This is a genomic window from Microcystis sp. M090S1 (assembly GCF_020246295.1).
Lineage (GTDB): Bacteria > Cyanobacteriota > Cyanobacteriia > Cyanobacteriales > Microcystaceae > Microcystis > Microcystis aeruginosa.
The window spans coordinates 1-10,163 of sequence record NZ_JADBTF010000481.1; the positions used below are offsets into that span (position 1 = coordinate 1).

At 42.8% G+C, this 10,163-nt stretch carries 11 protein-coding genes and 1 pseudogene; 4 read left to right on the forward strand and 8 right to left on the reverse strand.

Annotated elements, in window-relative coordinates; genetic code table 11:
* Positions 1 to 145 precede the first annotated feature (145 nt).
* On the forward strand, positions 146 to 934 hold the full coding sequence (locus tag IM477_RS21180) for a PEP-CTERM sorting domain-containing protein (protein WP_287733358.1): 789 nt from the start codon (positions 146 to 148) through the stop codon (positions 932 to 934).
* Positions 935 to 1,239: 305 nt separating this feature from the next.
* On the opposite strand, the gene IM477_RS21185 is transcribed toward IM477_RS21180, so the two are convergent.
* The 4 genes and pseudogenes from IM477_RS21185 to IM477_RS21195 all read right to left on the reverse strand — a co-directional run bounded on the left by IM477_RS21185 (position 1,240) and on the right by IM477_RS21195 (position 2,209).
* Positions 1,240 to 1,506, reverse strand: coding sequence for a Txe/YoeB family addiction module toxin (locus tag IM477_RS21185; RefSeq protein WP_002756029.1), 267 nt, complete (start codon positions 1,504 to 1,506; stop codon positions 1,240 to 1,242).
* On the reverse strand, positions 1,499 to 1,759 hold the full coding sequence (locus IM477_RS21190; RefSeq protein ID WP_147074206.1) for a type II toxin-antitoxin system Phd/YefM family antitoxin: 261 nt from the start codon (positions 1,757 to 1,759) through the stop codon (positions 1,499 to 1,501). The genes IM477_RS21185 and IM477_RS21190 overlap by 8 nt, the downstream gene beginning before the upstream one ends.
* A 76-nt stretch (positions 1,760 to 1,835) precedes the next feature.
* Positions 1,836 to 2,013 (reverse strand): annotated as a pseudogene (locus IM477_RS23245) (putative toxin-antitoxin system toxin component, PIN family); the annotation flags it as partial.
* Positions 2,003 to 2,209: a hypothetical protein gene (locus tag IM477_RS21195; RefSeq protein ID WP_147074329.1), complete on the reverse strand. Its 207-nt coding sequence runs from the start codon at positions 2,207 to 2,209 to the stop codon at positions 2,003 to 2,005. The pseudogene IM477_RS23245 and the gene IM477_RS21195, both read right to left, overlap by 11 nt.
* A 466-nt stretch (positions 2,210 to 2,675) precedes the next feature.
* On the opposite strand from IM477_RS21195, the gene IM477_RS21200 reads away from it, so the two are divergent.
* On the forward strand, positions 2,676 to 2,858 hold the full coding sequence (locus IM477_RS21200) for a type II toxin-antitoxin system HicB family antitoxin (protein ID WP_287733359.1): 183 nt from the start codon (positions 2,676 to 2,678) through the stop codon (positions 2,856 to 2,858).
* Positions 2,859 to 2,872: 14 nt separating this feature from the next.
* Here the strand turns inward: IM477_RS21200 and IM477_RS21205 are convergent, their stop codons facing one another.
* Positions 2,873 to 4,951, reverse strand: a complete 2,079-nt coding sequence (locus IM477_RS21205; RefSeq protein WP_287733360.1) for a thioredoxin domain-containing protein — start codon at positions 4,949 to 4,951, stop codon at positions 2,873 to 2,875.
* A 77-nt stretch (positions 4,952 to 5,028) separates the two neighbouring features.
* On the opposite strand from IM477_RS21205, the gene IM477_RS21210 reads away from it, so the two are divergent.
* Entirely contained in the window at positions 5,029 to 5,637 is a 609-nt protein-coding gene (locus IM477_RS21210; RefSeq protein ID WP_287733361.1) for a chromophore lyase CpcT/CpeT, read from the forward strand.
* Here the strand turns inward: IM477_RS21210 and hemB are convergent.
* From hemB to def, 3 genes are all read right to left on the reverse strand, one after another.
* A complete protein-coding gene (hemB, locus tag IM477_RS21215; protein WP_287729136.1) occupies positions 5,634 to 6,614 on the reverse strand; it encodes a porphobilinogen synthase in 981 nt (326 codons plus the stop codon). The genes IM477_RS21210 and hemB overlap by 4 nt on opposite strands.
* Before the next feature lie 242 nt (positions 6,615 to 6,856).
* Positions 6,857 to 7,513, reverse strand: coding sequence for a GTP cyclohydrolase I FolE (folE, locus tag IM477_RS21220; RefSeq protein WP_002758386.1), 657 nt, complete (start codon positions 7,511 to 7,513; stop codon positions 6,857 to 6,859).
* Positions 7,514 to 7,939: 426 nt separating this feature from the next.
* On the reverse strand, positions 7,940 to 8,518 hold the full coding sequence (def, locus tag IM477_RS21225; protein ID WP_287733362.1) for a peptide deformylase: 579 nt from the start codon (positions 8,516 to 8,518) through the stop codon (positions 7,940 to 7,942).
* A 170-nt stretch (positions 8,519 to 8,688) separates the two neighbouring features.
* Here def and dnaA point away from each other — a divergent pair, with 170 nt between their 5' ends.
* On the forward strand, positions 8,689 to 10,023 hold the full coding sequence (gene dnaA / locus IM477_RS21230; RefSeq protein WP_287733363.1) for a chromosomal replication initiator protein DnaA: 1,335 nt from the start codon (positions 8,689 to 8,691) through the stop codon (positions 10,021 to 10,023).
* The last annotated feature ends 140 nt before the right edge of the window (positions 10,024 to 10,163 follow it).

Consider the following 10,163-nt stretch of genomic DNA (forward strand, 5'->3'; position numbering starts at 1 on the left):
AAGAAGAACTGGAAAAAGTAGTCAATCAGCTTTTAAATGAAGGGGGATTGATTATTAAATGGAGTAGAAAACTTAAAAATAAGGGTAATGCTGTCAATGTAACTTAAATGCGTAAAAGCTTATTATTGTTAGGAAACTCACATCCATGATAAGTAAAAAACAATCAGAAAACAAAGTTAATGCTCTTACAAAAACGCTGTCTTCTTTGGGCATCTTAGCTGGAGTAACTATTGCGGCAACAACCCTACAAGCAACATCAGCCAGTGCAGCAACAGTTGTTTGGACGGATTGGACATCAGCAACGACAGGTACAAGTGGATCAGCTACGGGAACCATTGGAACCATCACAGTAAACTATACTGGGGATGTCTTTTTTGCACAAACAGCAGCTGGAACTAACTACTGGGAGCCCTCGCCTGGAATTCCTTATATTAACAACAGTGTGATCAGTAATGCACCACCAGCAAGTGACATAATTGCCTTAAACACTGCAACGACTGGTTCGACAACAAATAAGCTGACTTTTTCGCAACCGATCACCAATCCTATCATGGCTATTAATAGCATGGGACAACTAAGTATAACTGTTAGCTATACTTTTAATACACCGTTTAATATCCTTAGCTTTAACAGTACCATTACAAATAATCCTGCTTACTGGGGTTATGGGCAATTGACACAATCAGGAAATACTTTAATTGGGACAGAAGGAACTGGGGCTATTCATTTTATTGGAACGTATTCATCCATTGAATTTAGTGTTGATAACCCTGAAACTTGGCATGGGTTTACAGTAGGTAAGCTAGAACAAGTCCCCGAACCCACCTCTACCTTCAGCCTCCTCTCTCTCGGCACAATCGGCGCAGCCTCAACCCTGAAGCGCCAACTGAAGTCATCTCAATACACCGAAAAAGCAACCACAAAAGTCGGCTAAATTGCCTCTAAAAATACCATAAATGCCCCTTCATTCAGTCAGTTGAGGGGGGTATTTTTTGTGTATTGTTTATTGTCTATTATTTAGGGTTTGCTGAATAAATATAAAAACCTTGTTGTATAAGACTTTTAGACTTTTTTCCCCTCAAAAAGTGCCAGCACTTGGAGTGATCGGGGGGAAAATTCAGGTACTTTTTCCCTGAAAATTAGGTAGTTGACCACATGAAAATCGGTAAAACCCTACACCCCACACCCCACACCCTGCCCCCACGAAAAACTTTTTCAGCAAACCCTAAATAAGAGGGGTTATTCATAATGAGTCCACATCCGTATAACTTTGACAACCTTCTCTTCTGGAATAACCTGATAAACCAAACGATGCTGAATATTAATACGTCTGGAATAATAGCTCGCTAAATCGCCACTGAGTTTCTCATAAACAGGATAAGATTGATACGGATTTGACTTAAGAATATTTAATAACTCGTTAGCTTGTTTTGCCAACCCAGTACGAGCCAGCTTTTCAGCATCTTTTTTCGCTTGTTTGGTAAAAACCAACTGCCAATTATCCATTTAAAATTGCTCTGATACTCGCCTCATCCACACAATCTTCAATAGAAGTTTTGCCACCTTCAATAATTGAATCTACCATACCCGGAATAGAATACAAATAAAGCGTTTCTTGAATAGAGTTCCAATCTTCCTCAGCAATTAAAATAGCATTTTTTTTAGTACCAGATAACAAAATCGGTTGATGATTATCATTGGTATCATTCACTAATTCATCAATTTGTTCTTTGGCTTCAGTAACAGTAACAATTTTCATGTAACTATCCCTTAAATTAACAACAAGAGCGTAACCAATTTTAACACAAGTTAAGTATTGTTCAGTATAATAGCACCTTTTCTAAATATTTGTCAAATTTATTTTTGCTTATTCTCGTTGCCAATTCTTGATAAGTTGTCTTGCTCTGAAGAATGGTACATTGACTGATTGATTACTTTTCTGGGTGTTCCTAGTGGATTGAGTAAAGCACTAATAAAAACATTGGTATCTATAACAACTCGATTAGGATTCATCTACTAATAGTTCTGTTAGTTTATCTTCTGTCAAACCTTTAGCTTGAGCCTTTTTGCCGACTTTATCCATAATTGAGATAAGACTTTCTGAATTTTCCTCAATTGTAAGATTAACTTCTTGTTCAGGAGAAAATCCTAACTGAGCGATTAGTGTAGGAATCTCCGATACCTTAATATTTTTGAGAACCTGTTGCATGGCTTAACTAGGTGTATCTTCAACCTTGATTGTACTCTATTCAATCACATTTAACGGTGTTCCTAAAATCATCCTCGACCTCTTCGCCGCAACTTCAACCCTCAAGCACCAACTAAAACCCTCCCAATCCACCGAAAAAGAAACCACAAAAGTAGGCTAAATTGCTTCTAAAAACGGGATAAATTGCCACTTCATGTCATCTTGAGTGGGTTTATTTTTTACCTTTATTAACTTGATTAAATACCTTAAAAATTGACAGCAATCGCACTATAGCAGAATGACAAAACCTTCCTGAGTAAAATGTTTATCATGGGTCAATATCTCGATAATTTCCATTGCGATCGCTCTGTCACGAGTAGGGTGCGTTCCCTGATGCCATCCTTGTTACTCCATTTTTTGATCATGGGGAACGCACCATCTTTAAGTTAAAATTTAGGCGGACAAATAAAGCTAAGTCGAGAAAGCAATGAAAATCAAAGCTATTATCCATCCCGCCGAAGAAGGAGGTTACTGGGCGGAAGTTCCTGCACTCCCTGGCTGCATAACAGAAGGGGATAGTATTGATGAACTCATCAATAACCTTCAAGATGCCATCCAAGGCTGGTTAGAAGTTGCCAACGAAAGCCAAACACCAGAGCCTATTTCATAGGAGAGAAAAAAACCTTAACCGAGTAGTATTGACGGACCCGCCATCACTCCGGCAATTTGTCTGTCCAACTGTTCTAAATTTTCTGCCGGTTCAAGGCAGCATAACCCTTGACAAATTAACCCAAATGTGCTAAGGGGCAAACTGGCATCGACTCGATAGACCGCAGTGGGCAAATAGCGACTTAACAGCGGCTCGATCGAGCTTTCTGGGGCGCGCAGACAGAAACCGTGACGATAGTGATCGAGGGCGACAAATAAACTGGGGCAAGCGGTGGGGGACTCTTCTAGGATGGTACTAAAAGATTGCAAGGCCTTTTCGGCCCGATCGAGATATTCTAGATTTTCCGTCAATCGCGACAGACGAACTAAATTAGCGATCGCAATTCCGTTGGCCGAAGGGGTGGCATTATCCGTATAACCCCGTTCTCGCACGATCAGATCGAGACTATGATCAGAAGCAGTATTAAAATATCCTCCCTCATCCTTGGACCAAAACCAGCGATCAAATTCCCCCTGTAAATCGATAGCCGCCTCTAACCAGCGAGTTTCTGGGGGATTAGCCGTTTGCAAGTCCAGTAAAGCCTTAATAAAATAGGCAAAATCCTCCGATTGGGCCAAAACCGAGGCCTGACCCTGATAATTCAAGCGCTGAAAACGTCCATCTAACCACTGATGCTTGAGAATAAACTCGGCCGCTTGAGTAGCCATTTGCCAGTACAAAGGTTCGCTAAAGACGGCAAAGGCCCGGGCTAAACCAGAAATCATTAAACTATTCCAAGCGACAATCATTTTCGTATCCGTTACCGCCGGAATCCGTCCCGGCCAAGAGACGGTTTTCGCCTCTTGATTGTCTCTGGCCGGGGGAAAAAGAGCTAATTGGGCTTGAGAACTGCCATAACGCCGAATAAATAACTTATCGAGGATATTTTCTATCTCCTCCGATAATTCTCCCCCTTGCCGACGTTGCAGGACATTACGACCCTCAAAATTCCCCTCGGCAGTGACGATAAAATTAGCCTGCAGCAGCCCCAATTCCTCGGTCGAGAGATAATCCCTTAACTCCAGATCCGACCAGACATAAAAGGACCCTTCCTCCGGTTCCCTATCCGTGGCATTCTCAAAACTATCGGCATCTTGGGCCGCATAAAAATAACCTTCTGGGGCGGTCATTTCCCGTTTTAGCCAGTTAACCGTGCCTTTAATCCCTCTCTCAAAGGCCGCCTCTCGATCACCCGCACTCCACAAATTGGCTAAATATTCGACAATTTGCCCGTTATCGTAGAGCATTTTTTCAAAATGGGGAACTGTCCACGTCGAATCCACCGTATAACGATGGAATCCTCCCCCCACATGGTCATAGATTCCCCCCAGGGCCAGATCTTCCCCCCGTTGATAGGCCGCTTGCCGGAGGGAATCCTCAAAATCGTCACCAAAGCGACTACCCTGCAAAGCCAGATTAGCATAGGGAATCATCGGAAAACTGGGCCGACCGTAGTTATTGGGATTAACCCGAATCACCGCCGTATTTGTCTCGATTCCTGTGGCTAAAAGGTAAGGAGCGGCTAAATTGGTCTCTGCTCGGGGTAAAATAGCTGATTGACGCAGTGCGCCCAGCATTTCGGCCGTAAATTTGCTTAATTTCTCCTTTTCCTCGTCATAATAACGACGTACCGATTGCAACACTTGCAGAAAACCGGGCCGGTTAAAGCGCGGTTGCACGGGAAAATAGGTGCCACCATAGAAGGGAATTAAACTATCCGGTGTTAGGAATACATTCAGAGGCCAACCCCCTTGACCGACCATCATCTGCAATGCTTGCATATAGATGCTATCGATGTCCGGTCTTTCCTCGCGATCAACTTTGATCGGCAAAAAATACTGATTGAGATAATCGGCAATGGCCCGATCGGAAAACGCTTCTCCTTCCATAACCGTACACCAATGACAGCTAGAATAACCGATCGAGAGAAAGAGCGGTTTATCTTCCCTCCTGGCAATTTCTAGGGCGCTGTCACACCAATACCACCAATCGATCGGGTTTTCGGCGTGTTTTCGCAGGTAAAGACTTTCAGATTCAGCCAGATGATTAGTCATGGGAAAAGGGGATTTTTTGCTCTTGCTGCTTATTAGTCTAAGCTAATTAGAGACTAACCGGAATCAAGCCTCCGCTCATGCTGAAAACTTCGATCGCCCTAGGATTTTTTCTCACTCAATCTTTGCCCCTTAACCCGCAAGTGCAGGGGGTGGCTAATCATTTAATTGGCGTTATGGATACCAGGGAACAAGCGCAGACTAACCCCCGCATTGCTAAGGTGCAAATGACTACCTGTGCCGTGGATTTTTCCCCGAAACAGGATAGTATTTATCTTTATCAGGAACAGGCAATTATCGATCGCTTAAATCAACCCTATCGTCAAAGAATTTTAGTCATTCAACCTAGCCCCGATAATTCCACTGTGGAATCAAAAGCTTATAGGTTAAATAATGCCCCTAACTTTATTAATTTTTGTAACAAAGACTTGACAGAAAGAAAATTAAATGTATCAGATTTGGCCGAGTCGGTGTGTACTGTGTTTTTAAAACCGATAGCGGGGGGTTATCGGGGAGAAACTCCCCCCCAGGGTTGTCCCACTAATGCCAGAGGTGCGGTGAAAATAACTAATACAATTATTCTACATTCCCAGGGCATGGATACCAGCGATCGAGGTTATGATAGCCTTGGTCGGCAGGTATGGGGAGCGCAGGATAATGTCTATCAATTTCGCTGGCAAAAACCCTAAAATCGGCTTTCTTGTTTCATTAATGCCACATCGGCAGCAAAATAGGTCAAAATCAAATCGGCCCCCGCTCGTTTCATACTGATTAAAGTTTCCAAAATCAGGCTTTTTTCGTCAATCCAGCCCTGTTTTGCCGCCGCTTTAATCATTGCGTATTCACCACTGACGTTGTAAGCGGCGACGGGAAGATGGCTACTATCGCGCAGACGACGGATAATATCGAGGTAGGCGAGAGCGGGCTTAACCATAATAATATCTGCCCCTTCTGTTATGTCTAAACTGGCTTCCCGTAAGGCTTCCCGACTATTAGCCCCATCCATTTGATAGGTTTTCTTATCACCAAATTTTGGTGCTGATTCTAAGGCATCTCGGAAGGGACCATAATAAGCAGAGGCATATTTAGCCGTATAAGCGAGAATTCCCACATCCAGATAGCCAGCCGCATCTAAAGCTCGACGGATCGCCCCGACCCTACCATCCATCATATCGGAAGGGGCGACGAAATTAGCCCCGGCTGCCGCTTGCGAGAGCGACATTTTCACTAAAACTTCCAGGGTTTCATCGTTGAGAATTTTACCGTCCTCCACAATACCATCATGACCATAAATCGAAAAAGGATCGAGGGCAACATCGGTAATAATAATTATTTCAGGGACTTCTTTTTTAATCGCTTTCACCGTTCTTGGCACTAAACCATCGGGATTATAACTTTCTCTACCGAAATTATCTTTTTTATCTTCGGCAATCAGGGGGAAAAGAGCGATGGCATTAATGCCTAAATTATAAGCATTAACCACTTCTTTGAGCAATAAATCAAGGGAATAACGATAACAATCGGGCATAGAAGGAATAGCCACCTTTTGATTTTCTCCCTCCATGATAAAGAGGGGATAAATCAAGTCATTAACGGTTAATTCAGTTTCACGAACAAGACGGCGAATCGCTGGAGTATAACGAAGACGACGGGGACGAATCAGCATGATAAGTAGTTGAACAAAAGTAAAGTTAACCGTGGGGTAAGGATTCAGGAGTCAGGAGTCGGTCGTCAGTAAGAATTGCGGCAATTTACATTTCTTAAGATAGACAACAGAATTTATGTCCGACTACTTAACAGCGCGTCAAAAATAAAAAGTAAACAGTAAATAGCTGGTTTTGCTCTAGTTTTTTGCTTAGGAAAAAACCGGGGATAGGACGATCAAATAATCCTGATCCCCCTGACTAATTAGTGAAAATCGGGACTATGACGAATCAAACTCATAAACTCTTGACGAGTCTTAGCAGAATCGGCAAAAATACCGCGCACGGCACTCGTAGAAGTCCAAGAACCGGGTTTTTCAACCCCGCGCATTACCATACACATATGAGTCGCTTCAATCACCACAGCTACCCCTTGAGGTTGTAGTAATCCTTGCAAAGCATCGGCAATTTGTGCGGTTAAACGTTCCTGCACTTGCAGTCGTCTGGCGTACATTTCACAGATGCGGGCAATTTTCGATAAACCGATCACTTTCCCGTTAGGAATATAGGCAACATGAGCGCGGCCGATTATCGGTAAAATATGGTGTTCACAGGAGCTAAACATATCGATGTCTCGGATTAAAACCATCTCGTTAGCATTCTCGTGAAAAACTGCCCCATTCAGCAATTCATCCAGGGATTGCTGATAACCAGAAGTGAGAAATTTTAGGGCTTTTACTACTCGTTTAGGAGTGTCTCGTAAACCTTCGCGATCGGGATCTTCTCCTAATCCTAACAGCAGTGTTCTTACCGCTTGCATCATCTCGGCTTCCGATACCGGCGATTTAGGTTCGGTAATCACTTCGGGAAAGTGATTGTAGTCATCATTGTCGAAAATTGCTTTGGACTTAGCTAAGGTCATAGATATTTTTACAGACTGCAATAGTTAATTGATCGGCAAAGTTTTCTGATTTTACCAATTGTCAATAAATACCCTTTGCTAGAGTATTTATTTTTCTGGGCATCTAGACGATAACTAATGAAAGCTATCGGTTTATTTCCTCGTCTTTGGGGTTATCTCCGGTGCGGAAACCTGGAAAAATTGATTTTCCTAGTCACCGAAAAAGTCTTGAGTATCTCCCTAGTTAATTGAGGGCAGAGTTCTACTGCATAATTAATTTATTTTGTCAAGTAGTTCATTTGTTTGTTAGGGTAGTTCTCCTAGAATGATAATCGTTATCATTTTAACAAAAAATTTAGATTTACCAACAAAAATTTTGTCGCCAGATAAAGATAGTCCCGTTAAGCTATTTAACTTATTTTGAAGATGTAGAGATATTTTGCGATTTTATCGCTTATATTCAGCAATATTACTGATTTTTTGGTATTCTTCCTCCGAGTATAAATCCGCCGGAGAAGCAAGGCGATCGAGAAAGAGGATTCCTTCCAGATGATCGTATTCGTGTTGAAAGATGCGCGCGACAAAATCCCTGAAAACTTGACGGATTTCGCGACCATTGCGATCGCAATAGGCCACCTCGATCCACTGATGACGGGGGACAAAACCGCGTAAATTGGGGACACTGAGGCAACCTTCCCAACCCTTGACCATTTCCTCGCTGACCCGCAAAATGCGAGGATTAATCACGGCAGTGGGTGGCATCATCGGAGCGTCGGGATAACGAGGATTGGGGTGAGAAGCAACGATAAACAGACGCAGAGACCGAGCAACTTGGGGCGCGGCGATTCCCACCCCGTGGGCAGCTTGCACGGTGGTAATCAGGGAATCGATCAAATTTTGACAGTCAGAATCGAGAAGATTATCGATCGCTGGTGCTTTTTGCTGTAGAATTGGATTTCCTAATTGGGTGATTGTTAAAACTTGCGTCATCTGTCTAAAGATTAATTGTTTCGCTCTGAAAATCATTTTATCTTGAGGGGAAAAATCTCGCTAAACTGATAAGGTTTCCCCGCAGCAGCACTAGAGCAACTTTGTTAATCAAAATTAACCGTGGATAGGCGTTGGGTTTCATGCTTCAACCCAACCTACGTTCATCTTATATTTAATTACACCCACCCACTTAATCAAAATTAACCGTGGATAGTAGCGCCCAACAACTTTGGCATAATCTCCTAGAGCGTCTAAAATTACTATTAACCCGTCCCGCTTTCGAGACTTGGTTTCAAACGGCGACGGTTAAAGAATGGCAAAACGATCGCTTAGTAATTCAGGCTGCCAATCCCTTTATTCTTAACCATCTTCAGAAAAATTATCTGTCAACAATTGCTGAAGTAGTGCAGGATATCGTCGGTTATCCCGTCGAGATTCAACTAACGGCACAACAGGGCGATTCGATCGCTATTTTCCAGCCTCACACTAGCTTAGAATCAGAATTATCCCCCAGTAATCAACTTAACCCTAAATATAATTTTTCCCGTTTTGTTGTCGGTCCAACCAATCGTATGGCCCACGCGGCCGCTTTAGCGGTGGCGGAATTACCCGGAAGGGAATTTAACCCGCTTTTTCTCTGTGGTGGGGTGGGATTAGGTAAAACCCATTTAATGCAGGCGATCGGTCATTATCGTCTAGAATTATATCCCCAATCCAGGGTTTTTTATGTATCGACGGAACAATTTACGAATGATTTAATCACCGCTATCCGTCAAGATAGTATGGAAAGTTTTCGTAATCATTATCGCCATGCGGACATATTATTAGTGGATGATCTGCAATTTATTGAAGGAAAAGAATACACTCAAGAAGAATTTTTTCATACCTTTAATACCCTGCACGAAGCGGGAAAACAGGTGGTTTTAGCCTCCGATCGCCTCCCCAAACAGATTCCCAGTTTACAGGCTCGTTTAATTTCTCGCTTTTCTATGGGATTAGTCGCCGATATCCAAGCACCAGATATCGAAACTCGCATGGCAATTTTACAAAAAAAGGCCGAGTACGAAAATCTGCGTCTCCCAAGAGAAGTTATCGAATATATTGCCGTTAATTATACTTCTAATATTCGCGAATTAGAGGGGGCATTAATCCGGGCTACTACTTATATTTCTATCTCCGGATTGCCGATGACGGTAGAAAATATCGCGCCGGTTTTAAATCCACCAATGGCCAAAATTGCCACTTCTCCTGAGATTATTATGGCGGTAGTAGCGGAAAAGTTTCAACTCTCGATCGCCGATCTAAAAGGAAATTCCCGCCGACGAGAAATTAGTTTTGCCCGACAGATTGGGATGTATTTGATGCGTCAACACACGGATTTAAGCTTACCGCGCATTGGCGAAGAATTTGGCGGCAAAGATCACACCACCGTTATTTATAGCTGTGATAAAATCAACCTTTCCCAGCATCAAGACCGACAATTACAAGAAATCTTAGCCCAACTAATCGAGCGAATTAACTCCCTCAGTCGCAATCAGTAGTCGGGGGTAATTTTGACATCCTCGCCGCCCTAAAAGTGCGGCGATTCCTAAACCTCACGATTTAAGTTTCTGCTTCCACCACCGTCGCATACCACAGTTAAAAAACCATGTACTGTCTTACACAGAGTCCACAGACTTTC